This is a genomic window from Azospirillum himalayense (assembly GCF_042657465.1).
GTDB classification, from domain to species: domain Bacteria; phylum Pseudomonadota; class Alphaproteobacteria; order Azospirillales; family Azospirillaceae; genus Azospirillum; species Azospirillum himalayense.
Genome location: NZ_JBHSLC010000118.1, coordinates 269,136 through 284,904, shown reverse-complemented (window position 1 = coordinate 284,904; position 15,769 = coordinate 269,136). Strand labels below are relative to the sequence as shown.

The window sequence follows — 15,769 nt, the reverse complement described above, 5'->3', positions numbered from 1 at the left end:
TCGCGCGGGCCGATCCTCATACGCTCTTCCCGGATCCAATACTAGCGCAAGCCGATGCGCCCGTCCGCTGGCCGTTTCACCTGCGACGATCTGTGCCGGAATCTGTCGACGCCCCGGAAGGCCGCGCCTACAGCGTGCCGAAGCTGCGGGCCAGCGACCCGGCGATCAGGTACCAGCCGTCCACCAGCACGAAGAAGATGATCTTGAACGGGATCGCCACCATGGTCGGCGGCAGCATCATCATGCCCATCGACATCAGGATCGACGACACCACCATGTCGATGATCAGGAAGGGCAGGAACAGCAGGAATCCGATTTCGAAGGCCCGCTTGATTTCCGAGATCATGAAGGCGGGGACCAGGACGTGCAGCGGGGTCTGCTCGGCGTCCGTCACGTTCTCGATGCGCGCCATGTCCATGAACAGGCGCAGGTCCTTCTCGCTGGTGTGCTTCAGCATGAACTCGCGCAGGGGGGCGACCGTGCGGCGGAACGCCTCCGTCTCGTCGATGTCCTGGTTGATCAGCGGCTGGATGCCCTGGTTGTAGGACCGCTCGAACACCGGAGCCATGACGAAGAAGGTCAGGAAGACCGCCAGAGACATCAGCACCGTGTTCGGCGGCACCTGCTGGATGCCCAGCGCCGAGCGCAGGAAGGACAGCACGATCACGATGCGTGTGAAGGCCGTCATCATGATGAGGATCGACGGCGCCAGCGACAGCACCGTGATCAGCGCGACCATCTGGACGATGCGCCCGGTGGTCGATCCCCCGGCGTCGCCCAGGTCGAAGGTCATGCTTTGCGCCAGCGCCGGCCCGGCGGCCAGCGCCCCGGCCACCCCGATTGCCAGCGCCAGCAGGCCGGCGAACGCCAGCCGCTTGGTCATGCCCCCGCCGGTGGTCATGACCGTTCCCCGGCGGGCGGCAGGGCGGTGGATGGCAGGGCGGCGGATGGCGGAGCGGAGGCTTCGGCCAGTGCGCCCTGGAAGCCGCCGCGCGGCGCCTCGTCGACCACCTGGTCGCCGAAGGCGCTCAACAGCAGCAGATGCTCGCGGTCGTCGCGGCGGACCAGCACCAGCCGGCGCTTGCCGTCGAGCGGCAGCACCTCGACGACGCCCAGCCGGCGCTGTCGTCCCGACTTGGCGGTCATGCCGCCGAAGCCGATGCGGCGCATCACCCAGGCCACCAGCACGATCAGCGCGATGACGAAGGCGAGGGCGAGAACGAATTGGATGTACTGGTCGAGGCCCATGGATCAGGTCAGCTCTGTCGGGACGGCGTGGCCGGCGGGTCGGGCGGAAGGTCGCCGGGCGCGGCGGAGGCGCCGCGGCCATAGGCGGCGCTGGCACGCTGGCGCGCGGTGTGGGGGTCGTGGCGCCCCTCGGCGGCGGCGGCCAGCGTCTCCCTCTGGCGGGTCAGCGCGGCCGCGACGGCGTCCAGGGTCGGCAGCAGGCGTTCCAGGGCGGCGGCCAGCTCGGCGTCGCCGCGGGCGGACTGCGCCTCGGCGCACAGGGTGGCGACACGGGTGTCGAGCCCGGTCAGGTCGGCGGCCAGTCCGGCCTCCATCTGGGCACGGGTTTCCTCCAGCGCGGCGGTCAGCGCCTGGATGTCGCGGCGGAGCGTTGGGGTGCCGGTCACGGCGCCTCTCCGGCGGTCGGTTCCGCGGACGGTGGCAGCGTGCCGTTGGCGCGGTAGACGTAGGCGAGGATCTCGGCCACGGCGGCGATGGCCTCGATGGGGATTTCCGAGTCGATGTCCACCGCCGACAGGATCTGCACGAGGTCGGCGTCCTCGCGCACCTTCACGCCGTTGGCGAAGGCCAGCTCCAGGATCTGCTCGGCCACATGGCCCTTGCCGGTGGCGACCACGCGGGGCAGGGACTGGTCGCCCAGCTCATACTTCAACGCGACCGCGACGGGCCGGTTGGGGAGGGGGCGGTGGTTCGGAGTCGGCTCGGACAAGGGGCTCCTGCCGGATGGCCTGTGTCGATGGGCGTATCCTGGCGGAACATGCTTAACGAAGCATGAAGCTCAAGCGTGACAGCGGAGGGCGAAGCGGTGCCCATGGCCGGTGTGATAGGTGGGATTCATCTTTGATTAACTGAAACGGCGGAAGATCGGAATGCTGTGATGCATCCCGCCCGCCTTGCTGCGCGCCTTCGCGCGTCCGGGCGGCAGGCCCTCAGACCGGAACCCGGCGATGAATCTCGAAAATCTCGGCCTCTTCAAGCTGATGTCGCGCAAGATGGGCTGGCTGACCGAACGCCAGAACGTGATCGCGGCGAACATCGCGAACGCCGACACGCCGGATTACAAGGGCCGGGACCTGAAGCCCTTCACCTTCCGCGACGCCTTGTCCGACAGCCGCCGCCTCCAGCCCAGCGCGACCAACGCCTCGCACCTCCAGGGGACGCGCGGCGCGGGCGGGCTGAACCAGGAGCAGCGCCAGCGCAATCCCTACGAGACGGCGCCGGACGGCAACACCGTGGTCCTGGAAGAGCAGATGCTGAAGCAGGGCCAGACCGGCATGGACTTCCAGACGATCACGAACCTCTACAAAAAGCAGGTCAACCTGATCCGCTCCTCCATCCGCAGCGGCGGTTAAGGAGCGGCGGGGGTCGGGCAGAAGGAGGCGGAACATGGATCTCTACACGTCGATGGCGGTGTCCGCGTCCGGCATGAAGGCGCAGGGCACCCGCCTGAAGACCATCGCGGAAAATCTGGCCAATGCGAACACCACGGCGGAAACGCCGGGTGATCTGCCCTATCGGCGCAAGGTCGTGATGTTCCAGAACGCCCTGGACCGCCAGATGGGGGTCGATCTCGTCCGCGTCGCCAAGATCGACGTGGACAAGAAGGACTTCGAGCGGCGCTACGACCCCTCGCACCCCTCCGCGGACGCCGACGGCTACGTTCTGCTGCCCAACGTCAATTCGGTGGTCGAGGCGATGGACATGCGCGAGGCGCAGCGTTCCTACGAGGCCAACCTGTCGGCGGTCGACAGCGCCCGCCAGATGCTGACGCGCACCATCGACATCCTCCGCGCCTGAAGCCGCGACGCTTTTTCTGAAGGAAGGACGCACGTCCCATGGTCAACCCGATCAACGCCGCCGCGGCCTACGCGAACACCGCCGCCTCCACGACTGGGCCGGGCATGGCCCCGCGCAACGGCGTCAGCTTCGGCGACGTGCTGGAACAGACCGCCAAGGAGGTCATCGGCGACCTCAAGCAGGGCGAGACGATGACCGCCAAGGCCGCCGTCGGGCAGGCCGACCTGACCGACGTGGTCCAGGCCGTCACCAACGCCGAGGTGACGCTGCAGACCGTCACCGCCGTGCGCGACAAGGTGCTGTCGGCCTACCAGGAAATCCTGCGCATGCCGATCTGACGGCGCCTTGCGGACCCTGGGCGAAGCGTCATGAGCGAAACCGACGTCATTGAGATCTGCCGCACCTCGATCATCACGCTGGTGTTCGTGGTGGCGCCGGTGCTGGTCGCCATGATGGTGGTCGGCACGGTCATCTCGGTGTTCCAGGCGGTCACCCAGATCAGCGAGCAGACCTTGGCCATGGTGCCGAAGGTGCTTCTGGTCTTCGGCCTGTCGATTCTGCTGATGCCCTTCATGCTGGGCGAGTTGCGCTCCTTCTTCGAGCATGAGGTCGCCGACCGAATCGTCGCCATCGGCACCGGCGTGAACACGGTCCCCAACGCCGGAAACCTGCCCGGCGGCGGCGGATGAACCTGCTTCAGCAGTTTTTGGGCGACCAGATCTTCCTCTGGTTGCTGGTGTTCGCGCGCGTCGGGACGGCCTTCAGCATCATGCCGACCATCGGGGACGCCTTCGTCTCCGCCCGCACGCGCCTTCTCTTTTCCGTCGCGGTCAGCGTTCTGGTGGCGCCGGTGCTGGGCGACCGCATGCCGCCGATGCCCGACAACGCCTTCCGCCTGCTCGTCCTGATCGCCGGGGAGGTGACCGTCGGCATCTTCATGGGCACCGTCGCGCGCCTGCTGATGGGTGCCCTGGAGGTGGCCGGGACGATCATCGCGCTGCAGTCCGGCCTGTCGAACGCCCAGATGTTCAACCCGGCCATGGCGTCGCAGGGATCGCTGCCCGGCGCCCTGCTGGGTTGGCTGGGGCTGCTGCTGATCTTCATCACCAACCTGCATCATCTGCTGATCATGGCGGTGGTCGACAGCTATTCGACCTTCGCGCCGGGAGCGGCGATTCCCATCGACGACATGGCCAACGTGGTCGGGCAACTGGTCGGCAAGTCCTTCGTGATCGGCGTGCAGATGTCGGCGCCGTTCCTGATCTCGGGCATGCTGTTCGCGCTGGCGCTGGGTCTGCTGAACAAGCTGGCGCCGCAGATCCAGGTGTTCTTCCTGTTCACCTCGCTCCAGGTCGCGCTGGGGCTGTTCATGTTCGCCCTGACGCTGGCCGCCATGATGATGTTCTGGCTGACCCACTTCGAGGCCGCCTTCGTCGATTTCCTGAGACCGGGCTGAGCGGGGAGAGAGCCGGTGTCCGAAGACGCGGATGAATCATCCAAAACAGAAGATCCGACGCAAAAGAAGCTTGAAGAGGCCCACAAGCAGGGCCAGTACGCGATGACCCAGGAAATCGGCAACTGGCTGATGATCGCTGCGGTCCTGGTGATCCTGGTCACGACCCTGCCCGGAACGCTGAAGGGCATGGTGCCCCGCCTGAACTTCTTCTTCGAGAACCTGGATCAGATCCCCATGGACCAGGGCGGGGTCGGTGCGGTGCTGATGCGGGTGATGAAGGACATTCTGTGGGCGCTGTGGCTGCCGATCCTGTTCCTGCTTTTCGCCGGTGTGATCGGCACCATCGGGCAGAAGGGCTTCAACGTCTCCTGGGAACTGATCGCGCCGAAATTCAGCAAGCTGAATCCGATCTCCGGCATCGCCAACCTGTTCAGCGCCCAGAAGGGCGTCGATCTGCTGAAGAGTCTGGCGAAGGTCGCGGTGGTCGGCGTCGTCGCCTACATCGCGCTCCAGCCGATGATGCTGACCATCGAGCATTTCATCGGCATCGACATGATGATGCTGCTCCGCGAGATGGACGGCCTGACCTTCCGGCTGCTGGCCGGCGTGCTGGCCATCCTGACCCTGATCGCGGGGGCTGACCTGTTCTGGCAGCGCCACAGCTTCGACAAGAAGATGCGCATGACCAAGCAGGAGGTGAAGGACGAGCACAAGCAGGCCGAAGGCGATCCGCACGTGAAGGGCCGCATCCGTCAGTTGCGGTTCGAGCGGGCGCGCAAGCGCATGATGGCGGCTGTGCCCAGCGCCGACGTGGTGGTGACCAACCCGACCCACTTTGCCGTCGCGCTGAAATATGATGCCCAGACCATGGGTGCCCCCATGGTGGTGGCGAAGGGCGCCGACGCCGTCGCCTTCAAGATCCGCGAGATCGCCGAGGAGAACGGCGTGCCGGTGATGGAGAATCCACCCCTCGCCCGTGCGCTCTATGCCGCATGCGATATCGACGAGGAGGTTCCGTCCGAGCACTATCGTGCCGTGGCGGAAGTCATTACCTATGTCTTCAAGCTGAAAGGACGCGCGGTGCGGAACTGAAGGCCGTTCCCGGACCTTTCCTTGCGGCGAACGGCTGACCTGGAGTTCCGGTGGACGACACGACCTCTTCCTTTGCCGACAGCGCTCCCGCCGGACGGCGCACCGATGGTGTCGCGGGGGTGGGGGAGCGGCCCGGCGGCGCCTTCGCCACCGGCGTTCTGGCGGTCCTTCTTTTGGCCGGGCTGGCCGCGGCGGGGGCGGGGGTGGTTCTGGACCGCGACCCGCTGGCCTGGGCCGGGCTGACCACCGCGGGCGCGGGAGCCTTGGTCCTGGCGATCCGCATGGTCCGTGCACAGCGGCGGGTGGCCCGCGTCGGCTCCCTGCTGGGCAGCGCGCTGGAAGGGCTTCCGTCCGGCCAGCTGGTCTGCGACGGGGCCGGGCGTGTGGTCTTCGTCAACAGTACCTTCCGCTCGCTGACCGGCTGGAGCGAAGGAGAACCACCGTTGCGCGCCCTGGAGCGCCAGTTCGCCGACGATCCGGACAGCGCCGACGCCTTCCGCCGCCTGTGCGAGCGGGTGAAGGGCGGCTATTCCGGTTCCATCGAACTCGCCATCCGCCAGCAGGGGCGCGCCGCCGAATGGCGCCGCATCCAGGGCCAGCCCATCGACGGGCACGCCGGGGCCGTGATGTGGCGTGTCGAGGACATCACCGCCCGGCGCGAGCTGGAGCAGGTGACGCGCCGCGAGCAGACCCAACTCGTGGATTTCATGGACCACGCGCCGATCGGCTTCTTCTCGGTGGATCAGGACGGGCATTTCCAGTTCGTCAACGCGACCCTGGCAAAGTGGCTGGGCTGCGCGCCGGAGGATCTGGTCGAGGGCGGGCGCCGTCTCCACGACGTGCTGGCCCATCCGCCTGCCGCCTCCGCTCCCTACGACCTCCTGGAGGGCGGCGGGCTGGAGCAGCGCGGCGAGATCGCCATGCACGGGCTCCAAGGCCGCCGCTTCCAGGCCTATGTCGCGCAGGGCGTGGTGCGGGGCGAGGACGGCCGTACCTCGCACACCCGGTCCGTCGTGCGCGACCTGACGCCGGAACGGGAATGGCAGGAGGCCCTGCGCCTGTCCGAGCAGCGCTTCCAGCGCTTCTTCGAGGACGCGCCCATCGGCATCGCCCTGGTGGACGAGGGCGGGCGGCTGGCCGAGTGCAACCAGGCCTTCCTGGCGCTGATCGGCAGCGAGGCCGGCAACGTTCTCGGGCGGACCATGGCCGACCTGATCGTTCCGGCGGAGCGCGCCATGGTGACCGAGCGGTTGACCGCCGTGCAGGGCGGCTCCGACCCCGCCGCTCCGCTGGAGGTGCGGCTGTCCGGCGGGCGCGAGCTGGTGGCCCAGCTCTACGCGCGGCGGCTGGGCGGGGTGGGGCCGGTAGGGGCGGCGGGGCTGATCCTGCATTTCATCGACATGACCGAGCGCAAGGGGCTGGAGGCCCAGTTCGCCCAGTCGCAGAAGATGCAGGCGGTCGGCCAGCTGGCCGGCGGCGTCGCCCACGACTTCAACAATCTGCTGACCGCGATGATCGGCTTCTGCGATCTGCTGCTGCTGCGCCACAAGCCGGGCGACCAGTCCTTCAGCGACATCATGCAGATCAAGCAGAACGCCAACCGCGCGGCCAACCTCGTGCGGCAGCTCCTGGCCTTCTCGCGTCAGCAGACGCTCCAGCCGCGCATTCTCAGCGTGACCGACGTCCTGGCCGAACTCGGCAACCTGATGCGCCGGCTGATCGGCGAGAACATCGAACTGAAGATGCTCCATGGCCGGGACATCGGCTACGTCAAGGTGGACCAGAACCAGCTGGAGCAGGTCATCATCAACCTCGTGGTCAACGCGCGCGACGCCATGGCCGGGGGCGGGCGGCTGACCATCGTCACCTCCAACCATGTGGTGGAGCAGGCGCAGCGCCGTGAGCATGAGACCATTCCGCCCGGCGAGTATGTGTCCATCGAGGTGATCGACACCGGCTGCGGCATTCCCAAGGAGAATCTCCAGCGCATCTTCGAGCCCTTCTTCACCACCAAGGGGGTGGGGTCGGGCACCGGGCTGGGGCTGTCCACCGTCTATGGCATCGTCCGCCAGACCGGCGGCTTCGTGCTGGTCGAGTCGGAGAAGGGGGAGGGGACGACCTTCACCATTCTGCTGCCCCGCCACAAGGGCGAGGCCCGCCCCGACCAGGGCGAGCCGCGGGAGCGGCGCGGCAGCGACCTGACCGGCTCCGGCACCATCATGCTGGTCGAGGACGAGGACGCCGTGCGCGTCTTCTCCGCCCGCGCGCTGCGCAACAAGGGCTATCAGGTGCTGGAGGCCAAGAACGGCGAGGCCGCGCTGCAGCAGATCGGCACGGACGGCAACCGCATCGACCTGCTGATCACCGACGTGGTGATGCCGCAGATGGACGGCCCGACCCTGGCCCGCCATGTCCGGCAAATGCGGCCCGACATGCGGGTGATCTTCATCTCCGGCTACGCCGAGGACCGTCTGGGCGAGATCGACGGGGTCGAGGTCGCCCATTTCCTGCCCAAGCCCTTCTCCCTGAAGCAGTTGGCTTCCAAGGTGAAGGAGGTCATCCGGGACGGCAAATAGCGGCGGCCTGGGGGCTGCGGCGCCGTCTATCCGACGCGCCAGCCGTGATAGGCCCAGCGTTCCGTTCCGGGAACGTCGAGAGCCTCCCACCCGTGACGCCCGGCGCCGATCGGGCGGTCCGACAGGACGAGCGCGCCCGGCGCCAGGAAGGGTTCGATCAGCCCGCCGATCCACTGGCGGATGCCGTCCTCGTCGTCTTCCTGCGCGCTGCCGATGTCGGTGTGGGCCAGCCGCACGCTGCCGCGGAAGCACTCCGCCGCGGCGGGCAGCGTGTTCCGGAAATCGCCCAGGAACAGCCGGTCCTCATCCGGGCGCAGGGCGGCGGGAACGCGCGCCCACATGTCGAAGACCAGGATGTCGCGCGGCGGGAACAGGCCGCGCAGATGGTCGTAGGTGCGGCCCTTGCCCAGACCGACCTCCATCACCAAACCAGGGGTTCCCGCAACGCAGCCGGCGGCCCAGCCGAGCGCGACGCGCTGGGTGGTGAGGCGGTCGATCATGCGGTCGAGCGTGGAGTGGACGGTCGTCATGCGTGGCTTTTCGGGGTGTCGTTGGAGGGGCATCTCCTCTTGAACGCCGCAGTTAAAATTCCGTTGCATGGCGCCGGATCGTCCCCAACTTGCGATGAGAACATTCGCGGAACTTAGAGCTTTGCGCAGGGGAACAAAGCTGGTACATTCCCTCTCACTGAATGACCGTTGGTGAGATCGTTGGCCCTGGGGCCGCGGATGTGATCTAACAAGGGGAGACGGGCATGTCGTCCGCACAGCTTCGTTTGGTCGAGAAGGATTCCATGGATAAGCAGAAGGCCCTGGATGCCGCTCTGGCGCAGATCGAGCGCGCCTTTGGCAAGGGCTCGATCATGAAGCTCGGCGCCCGCGAGAACACGGTCGAGACGGAGGTCGTTTCCACCGGCTCGCTCGGCCTCGACATCGCGCTGGGCATCGGCGGCCTGCCGCGCGGCCGCATCATCGAGATCTACGGGCCGGAGAGCTCGGGCAAGACGACGCTGGCGCTGCACGCCATCGCCCAGGCCCAGAAGGGCGGCGGCACCTGCGCCTTCGTGGACGCGGAGCACGCCCTGGACCCGTCCTACGCCCGCAAGCTGGGCGTGAATGTGGATGAACTGCTGATCTCCCAGCCCGACGCCGGTGAACAGGCGCTTGAGATCGCCGACACGCTGGTGCGCTCCGGCGCCGTCGACGTGCTGGTGGTCGACTCGGTGGCGGCGTTGGTGCCGCGCGCCGAGCTGGAAGGCGAGATGGGCGACAGCCACGTCGGCCTGCATGCCCGCCTGATGAGCCAAGCGCTGCGCAAGCTGACCGGCTCCATCGCCAAGTCGAACTGCCTGGTGATCTTCATCAACCAGATCCGCCTGAAGATCGGCGTGATGTTCGGCAACCCGGAGACGACGACCGGCGGCAACGCGCTGAAGTTCTACGCCTCCGTCCGTCTGGACATCCGCCGCATCGGCGCGATCAAGGACCGCGAGACGGTGGTGGGCAACCAGACCCGCGTGAAGGTGGTGAAGAACAAGATGGCCCCGCCGTTCCGCGTGGTCGAGTTCGACATCATGTACGGCGAGGGCGTGTCGAAGGTGGGCGAGCTTCTCGACCTCGGCATCCAGGCCGGCGTGGTGGAGAAGTCGGGCGCGTGGTTCAGCTACGACGGCACCCGCATCGGCCAGGGCCGCGAGAACGCCAAGAACTACCTGCGCAACAACCCGGCCACGGCCGACGCCATCGAGGCGAAGATCCGCGGCAACGCCGGTCTCGTCGCCGACGCCATGATGGGTACCCCGGAAACCGACGGGGACGCTGCTACGCCGGAGTGATCCGGTCGCTCCGTCGCCGACAGGATGGCCCCTCTCCGGTTCGCTGGAGGGGGGCCTTTTCTTTGTGCGGAGAGGCGGAGAAGTGCGGAGAGGCGGAGAATTGGTTCCGCTTAGAACGGAACGATCAGGCGGCCCCAGGCGCGGGTGTCCTTGCCGCCATAGTTGGTCTCGCTAACCGTGCGAGTCAGGTAGCCCTGCAGGATCACCTTGTCGAAGTTGTAGCCGGCCAGGGCGCCCAGGGCGATCTGGTCCTGCTTCCGGTATGTGGAGGTCGGCTTGTTCAAATCCCAGGAGGCGAAGCCGACCGGGCCGACCGTCCACTTCCCGAAAGTCTTCGTGGCGGTGACGTCGATGTTCAGGAAGTCCGGGTTGAGCGTCCGCGATTCCGAACGGGTGTGGATGCCGTAGATCGTGTTGGCGGTCAGGTTCCAGTCGTCGGCGGTGTAGCTGATGCCGAGGCGCTGGTTGATCGAGGTCGAGTCGAAGCCCAGCTTGTTGCCCACCGGGAGATAAACGCCCAGCAGGTAGCTGACGCCCAAGCCGTTCCCCAGGTCCCACGCCAGCTGGCCCGCGAGGAACGGGTTGTAGATGCCGCTCGTGTAATCGCTGTTCTGAACGCCCACGGCAAGTGCTGGCAGGGCGGCCAGCAATTGAAGGCGGGCGCCCAGGACCTTGGCGGGCGTCGCCCAGGCCAGCACCGGGATGTTCACCGCCAGCGTGGTGTCGGGGGCGCCGTTCTGGCCCTCGCGGACGCCCCAATCGAAGGTGTCGACGAAATAGACGCCTTCCGGCAACGGTGCGCCGACCGCAAGGCCGATGGTTTCGCCCGGTTGGGTCACCGATCCCGCCAACGCCGGTGAGCCCGCCGTCATGCACAACGCCGTCATGCAGGCGGCTGCCGCGACACCGCTCTTGAAGGCCAGAGAATCAATGGATTTGCGCAGCTTGGAGCCAAGATCATTCAGCATCGTGTTTGTTCTTTCCATATGCAGTGTCGTCCCCTGCAAGTCCCTCAAGGGCTTCTTGTGCCATGTTGACCAATACAAAGAGAAAACCCTTCAGTATCGGTCGGTTATCTTCGTGTGATGTTTGCTAATACGCTTGATGTGATGCGGGGGCGCAATGGTACTTTCGTTTGTGGAATCGCCTTCATGCGATGAATTCCATTTCGCACATGCAAAATTTCTGTGCCTTGAATGATAGGGTTGAGAATGGATGGAGGATGCGCTGGTGGGGTTCGCATCTTGCCCCTTGTGCATAAGTGCAATTGGTAATGATCTGAAAATAAAAGACAGTGGATTTCTGTGAAGATTCTTTAAATTATTGCGTAATACTAAAGAACAATACGGCCGATTCGAAGCATTAAGCTTCTGTTGTTGATGTCTTTGCAATGCAGCATGGGGATTTCGGTGCAAATAGGACTTTCGATCAAACGGTATTCAAAGATGACGCGCGTTGACTGCGCCGCTTGGGCCGGCCCTGTCGGGGGTGGAGCGCGAGGCCCGTGCCATCGCGGTCCGCAGCCCCGCTGGCACTCTGTGGACAGCCACACCAACTCACGTTAAAAGCACGGTTCGGCCGCGAACAAGGCCGCGCCGCCGATTGTAGCCGACCGTAGCCGGAGCCTGGACAGCTTATGAAGACCGCCAACGACATCCGCCGCACGTTCCTGGACTTTTTCGCGAAGAACGGTCACCAGATCGTGGAGTCGTCGCCGCTGGTTCCGCGCAACGACCCGACGCTGATGTTCACGAACGCCGGCATGGTGCAGTTCAAGAACGTCTTCACCGGGGCGGAGCAGCGGCCCTATTCGCGCGCGACCACCTCGCAGAAGTGCGTGCGCGCGGGCGGCAAGCACAACGACCTGGACAACGTCGGCTACACGGCACGGCACCACACCTTCTTCGAGATGCTGGGCAACTTCTCGTTCGGCGACTACTTCAAGGACGACGCGATCGCCTTTGCCTGGAACCTCGTGACGAAGGAGTTCGGGCTGCCGGCGGACAAGCTGCTGGTCACCGTCCACAGCTCCGACGAGGACGCGGCGGGCATCTGGCGCAAGGTCGCCGGCCTGTCGGACGACCGCATCATCCGCATCCCGACCGACGACAATTTCTGGCGCATGGGCGACACCGGCCCCTGCGGTCCCTGCTCGGAGATCTTCTTCGACCACGGCCCGCACATCGCCGGCGGTCCTCCGGGTTCGCCCGACCAGGACGGCGACCGCTTCATCGAGATCTGGAACCTCGTGTTCATGCAGTATGAGCAGCGCGGTCCCGACGACCTGATCGCCCTGCCGAAGCCGTCGATCGACACCGGCATGGGGCTGGAACGACTGGCCGCCGTGCTCCAGGGCAAGCACGACAACTACGACATTGACCTGATGCGGGCGCTGATCGTGGCCTCCGCCGAGGCGACGAAGACCGCCCCGGACGGCCCGCACGCCGTCTCGCACCGGGTCATCGCCGACCATCTGCGTTCCTGCTGCTTCCTGATCGCCGACGGCGTTCTGCCGTCGAACGAGGGCCGCGGCTATGTGCTGCGCCGCATCATGCGCCGCGCCATGCGCCACGCCCACATGATCGGCGCGCGCGAGCCGCTGATGCACCGCCTCGTCCCGGCGCTGATCCAGCAGATGGGCGACGCCTATCCGGAACTGAACCGCGCACGCGCCCTGATCGTCGAGACGTTGAAGCTGGAGGAGACCCGCTTCAAGCAGACGCTGGAGCGCGGCCTGCGCCTGCTGGAGGACGAGGTCGGCCGCCTGGGCGAGGGGCAGCCGCTGCCCGGCGACGTCGCCTTCAAGCTGTACGACACCTACGGCTTCCCGCTCGACCTGACCCAGGACGTGCTGCGCACCCAGGGCCGCCCGGTCGACGAGAGCGGCTTCAAGGCCGCCATGGACGAGCAGCGCCGCAAGGCCCGCGAGTCCTGGGCCGGCTCGGGCGAGGCGACGACCGAGAAGCTGTGGTACGAGCTGAAGGACGAGCTGGGCGCCACGGAGTTCTTCGGCTACGACACCGAGGTCGCCGAGGGCAAGGTGACCGCCATCGTCAAGGGCGACGCCCGCGTCGAGCAGGCCGCCGCCGGGGACGAGGTGCTGGTCATCGTGAACCAGACGCCCTTCTACGGTGAATCGGGCGGTCAGGTAGGCGACGCCGGGGTGATCTTCTCCGCCGAGGGCACCGAGGTCGCCGTCTCCGACACCCAGAAGAAGCTGGGCGCCGTCTGGGCCCATGTCGGCACGGTCACCAAGGGCACGCTGAAGGTCGGCGACGTGGTTGAGCTGCGCGTGGACACGGAGCGCCGCTCGGCCATCCGCGCCAACCACTCGGCCACACACCTGCTGCACGAGGCACTGCGCCGCCGCTTGGGCGAGCATGTCACCCAGAAGGGTTCGCTGGTCGCCCAGGAGCGCCTGCGCTTCGACATCAGCCAGCCGACCGGCCTGACCCCGGCGGACATCGCCGCGGTCGAGGACGAGGTGAACCGCCGCATCCTCGGCAACAGCGAGGTCGTCACCCGCCTGATGTCCCCGGACGAGGCCCGCGCCTCCGGCGCCATGGCCCTGTTCGGCGAGAAGTACGGCGACGAGGTGCGCGTCGTCTCCATGGGCGGCCCGCACGGCGAGCTGGACCGCGACTACTCCATCGAGCTGTGCGGCGGCACCCACGTCCGCCGCACCGGCGACATCGGCCTGTTCAAGATCGTCGCCGAGGGCGCCGTCGCCGCGGGCGTGCGCCGCATCGAGGCGCTGACTGGCACCGGCGCCAAGGCCTGGCTGTCGGAGCGCGATCATCTGCTGACCGAGGCGGCGTCCGTCCTGAAGGTCCGTCCGGAGGACGTCCCGTCGCGCCTCGCCGCGCTGGTCGACGAGCGCAAGAAGATGGAGCGCGAACTGGCCGAACTCCGTCGCCAAGTGGCGATGGGCGGTGGTGCCAAGGCCGAGGGTGGCAGCGAGGCCAAGGACATCGCGGGCGTCAAGTTCGCAGCCCGTGTGGTCGAGGGGCTGCCGGCCAAGGACCTGAAGCCGATGGCCGACGAGCTGAAGAAGCAGGTCGGCTCCGGCGTCGTCGTTCTGATCGCGTCGAACGAGGGCAAGGCGTCCATCGTCGTCGGCGTCACCGACGACCTGACCGGCAAGATCAGCGCCGTCGATCTGGTGCGCGTCGGTGCGGAGGCTCTGGGCGGGAAGGGCGGCGGCGGCCGTCCGGACATGGCCCAGGCCGGCGGTCCGGACGCCGCGCTGGCGCCCGCCGCCGTCGAGGCCATCGAGAAGGCGGTGGCGGCGAAGGCCGCCTCCTGACCAACCTCCGGCGAAGGCCGCCTCCTAACCGCGTTTCTCGTCCGAGGGCACCGGCTCCAACGCGGGTGCGCTCGGCGGGTGCTGGCGAATGACGAGGCCGGGGCGGTCGGGAATGCCGTAGCGCCGGTATTCCCGCGCCAACTGTCCCGTCAGGGCCAGCCCGGCCATGCGGATGTCCGCGGCCAGCGAGGCTACCGGCGCGTCCAGCGTCTTGGGGCGATTCCGCTCCACCAGGACATGGCCCAGCCACGCCGCGCCGTAGCCGACCAGCGGCGCCGCCATAAGCGCCCGCCAGTCGCGGCGGGCCAGTCCCACCCCAAGCAGGGCTGCAGCTGACAGCGTGCCGACGACGTGCAGCGCCCGGTTCGTCGGGTCGCGGTGCTGTTCCAGATAAGCGGGCCAGAAGTTCGGATCGGTCGCCATGGCGGACTCCTTCCGCGGGGGAACGCCGGGCGACCCGCGGCGGTTCCGTCTTGCATGACGCTCGCCGTGCTGGAAGGATGCGCGGGTCAACGAACAATACCGCGGAACCGACTGGCATGCGCTTCACCGGCACCGACTCCTACGTCGCCACCGACGACCTGATGGTGGCCGTCAACGCGGCCATCACGCTTGAGCGCCCGCTGCTGGTGAAGGGGGAGCCGGGCACCGGCAAGACCGTGCTGGCCCAGGAGGTCGCCCGCGCCTTGAGCAAGCCGCTGCTCGCCTGGCACATCAAGTCCACCACCAAGGCGCAGCAGGGCCTCTACGAGTACGACGCCGTCAGCCGCCTGCGCGACAGCCAGCTCGGCGAGGAGCGGGTGCACGACATCGGCAACTACATCGTGCGCGGCAAGCTGTGGGAGGCGTTCGAGGCGCCGGAACCCCCCGTGCTGCTGATCGACGAGATCGACAAGGCCGACATCGAGTTTCCCAACGACCTGCTGCTCGAACTCGACCGCATGGAGTTCCACGTCTACGAGACGCGGCAGACGGTCAAGGCGGCGCGGCGCCCCCTCGTCATCATCACCTCGAACAACGAGAAGGAACTGCCGGACGCCTTCCTGCGCCGCTGCTTCTTCCACTACATCCGCTTCCCCGACCGCGACACGATGGAGCGGATCGTGGACGTCCATTATCCCGGCCTGAAGCAGGACCTGCTGCGTGAGGCGATGTCGCTGTTCTACAGCCTGCGCGAGGTGCCGGGCCTCAAGAAGAAGCCCTCCACCTCGGAACTGCTCGACTGGATCAAGCTGCTGATGGTCGAGGACGTGGACCCCGAGACCCTGCGCGCCAAGGATGCCCGCAGCCTGATCCCGCCACTGTGCGGCGCGCTCCTGAAGAACGAGCAGGACGTGCATCTGCTGGAACGGCTGGCTTTTCTCGCCAAGCGGGAAGGGCGCTAGGAAGCGCTTGACCGCGGCCGCCCATCTGGGGCAGCCTGAACCCATGCAATCGACCCCGCACCTGAACCGAATGCG

Annotated in this window: 17 protein-coding genes; 10 read left to right on the top strand and 7 right to left on the bottom strand. The window is 67.0% G+C overall.

The window, feature by feature from the left end:
• Positions 1-127: 127 nt before the first annotated feature.
• Genes fliP through ACFPMG_RS33250 form a run of 4 tightly spaced genes read right to left on the bottom strand, consistent with a single transcriptional unit; the run spans position 128 to position 1,957 of the window.
• Positions 128-901 carry a flagellar type III secretion system pore protein FliP gene (gene fliP, locus ACFPMG_RS33265; RefSeq protein ID WP_377000211.1) on the bottom strand — a complete coding sequence of 258 codons (774 nt, stop codon included), beginning with the start codon at positions 899-901 and terminating at the stop codon, positions 128-130.
• Positions 898-1,248: a FliO/MopB family protein gene (locus ACFPMG_RS33260; protein WP_377000209.1), complete on the bottom strand. Its 351-nt coding sequence runs from the start codon at positions 1,246-1,248 to the stop codon at positions 898-900. Before ACFPMG_RS33260 ends, fliP begins: the two co-directional genes overlap by 4 nt.
• Positions 1,249-1,256: 8 nt before the next feature.
• On the bottom strand, positions 1,257-1,634 hold the full coding sequence (locus tag ACFPMG_RS33255; protein WP_377000208.1) for a hypothetical protein: 378 nt from the start codon (positions 1,632-1,634) through the stop codon (positions 1,257-1,259).
• Positions 1,631-1,957, bottom strand: coding sequence for an EscU/YscU/HrcU family type III secretion system export apparatus switch protein (locus ACFPMG_RS33250; RefSeq protein WP_377000206.1), 327 nt, complete (start codon positions 1,955-1,957; stop codon positions 1,631-1,633). Before ACFPMG_RS33250 ends, ACFPMG_RS33255 begins: the two co-directional genes overlap by 4 nt.
• A gap of 238 nt (positions 1,958-2,195) precedes the next feature.
• On the opposite strand from ACFPMG_RS33250, the gene flgB reads away from it, so the two are divergent.
• Genes flgB through ACFPMG_RS33215 form a run of 7 tightly spaced genes read left to right on the top strand, consistent with a single transcriptional unit; the run spans position 2,196 to position 8,169 of the window.
• Positions 2,196-2,600, top strand: a complete 405-nt coding sequence (gene flgB, locus ACFPMG_RS33245; protein ID WP_377000204.1) for a flagellar basal body rod protein FlgB — start codon at positions 2,196-2,198, stop codon at positions 2,598-2,600.
• 34 nt (positions 2,601-2,634) lie between these two features.
• Positions 2,635-3,045: a flagellar basal body rod protein FlgC gene (gene flgC, locus ACFPMG_RS33240; RefSeq protein ID WP_094302992.1), complete on the top strand. Its 411-nt coding sequence runs from the start codon at positions 2,635-2,637 to the stop codon at positions 3,043-3,045.
• Positions 3,046-3,083: 38 nt separating this feature from the next.
• A complete protein-coding gene (gene fliE / locus ACFPMG_RS33235) occupies positions 3,084-3,383 on the top strand; it encodes a flagellar hook-basal body complex protein FliE (RefSeq protein WP_014240969.1) in 300 nt (99 codons plus the stop codon).
• Positions 3,384-3,413: 30 nt separating this feature from the next.
• Positions 3,414-3,734 carry a flagellar biosynthetic protein FliQ gene (locus ACFPMG_RS33230; RefSeq protein ID WP_377000201.1) on the top strand — a complete coding sequence of 107 codons (321 nt, stop codon included), beginning with the start codon at positions 3,414-3,416 and terminating at the stop codon, positions 3,732-3,734.
• Complete coding sequence (gene fliR / locus ACFPMG_RS33225) at positions 3,731-4,501, top strand: flagellar biosynthetic protein FliR (RefSeq protein WP_377000199.1); 771 nt, start codon at positions 3,731-3,733, stop codon at positions 4,499-4,501. The genes ACFPMG_RS33230 and fliR overlap by 4 nt, the downstream gene beginning before the upstream one ends.
• A gap of 15 nt (positions 4,502-4,516) precedes the next feature.
• Complete coding sequence (gene flhB, locus ACFPMG_RS33220; RefSeq protein ID WP_377000197.1) at positions 4,517-5,593, top strand: flagellar biosynthesis protein FlhB; 1,077 nt, start codon at positions 4,517-4,519, stop codon at positions 5,591-5,593.
• Between the two features lie 50 nt (positions 5,594-5,643).
• A complete protein-coding gene (locus ACFPMG_RS33215; RefSeq protein ID WP_377000195.1) occupies positions 5,644-8,169 on the top strand; it encodes a PAS domain S-box protein in 2,526 nt (841 codons plus the stop codon).
• A 26-nt stretch (positions 8,170-8,195) separates the two neighbouring features.
• On the opposite strand, the gene ACFPMG_RS33210 is transcribed toward ACFPMG_RS33215, so the two are convergent.
• The gene (locus tag ACFPMG_RS33210; RefSeq protein WP_377000193.1) at positions 8,196-8,699 is read right to left on the bottom strand and encodes a class I SAM-dependent methyltransferase; all 504 of its coding nucleotides are present in this window, start codon (positions 8,697-8,699) and stop codon (positions 8,196-8,198) included.
• Positions 8,700-8,923: 224 nt separating this feature from the next.
• Here ACFPMG_RS33210 and recA point away from each other — a divergent pair, with 224 nt between their 5' ends.
• A complete protein-coding gene (gene recA, locus ACFPMG_RS33205) occupies positions 8,924-10,003 on the top strand; it encodes a recombinase RecA (protein ID WP_094302986.1) in 1,080 nt (359 codons plus the stop codon).
• Between the two features lie 110 nt (positions 10,004-10,113).
• Here the strand turns inward: recA and ACFPMG_RS33200 are convergent, their stop codons facing one another.
• Positions 10,114-10,971 carry a transporter gene (locus ACFPMG_RS33200; RefSeq protein WP_377000191.1) on the bottom strand — a complete coding sequence of 286 codons (858 nt, stop codon included), beginning with the start codon at positions 10,969-10,971 and terminating at the stop codon, positions 10,114-10,116.
• A 668-nt stretch (positions 10,972-11,639) separates the two neighbouring features.
• Here ACFPMG_RS33200 and alaS point away from each other — a divergent pair.
• Positions 11,640-14,309 (top strand): alanine--tRNA ligase, encoded by a 2,670-nt coding sequence (gene alaS, locus ACFPMG_RS33195; protein ID WP_377000189.1) that lies wholly within the window; start codon positions 11,640-11,642, stop codon positions 14,307-14,309.
• Positions 14,310-14,333: 24 nt separating this feature from the next.
• On the opposite strand, the gene ACFPMG_RS33190 is transcribed toward alaS, so the two are convergent.
• Entirely contained in the window at positions 14,334-14,732 is a 399-nt protein-coding gene (locus ACFPMG_RS33190) for an Mpo1-like protein (protein ID WP_377000187.1), read from the bottom strand.
• A gap of 116 nt (positions 14,733-14,848) precedes the next feature.
• On the opposite strand from ACFPMG_RS33190, the gene ACFPMG_RS33185 reads away from it, so the two are divergent.
• A complete protein-coding gene (locus ACFPMG_RS33185; protein WP_377000185.1) occupies positions 14,849-15,694 on the top strand; it encodes an AAA family ATPase in 846 nt (281 codons plus the stop codon).
• Positions 15,695-15,769: the final 75 nt, after the last annotated feature.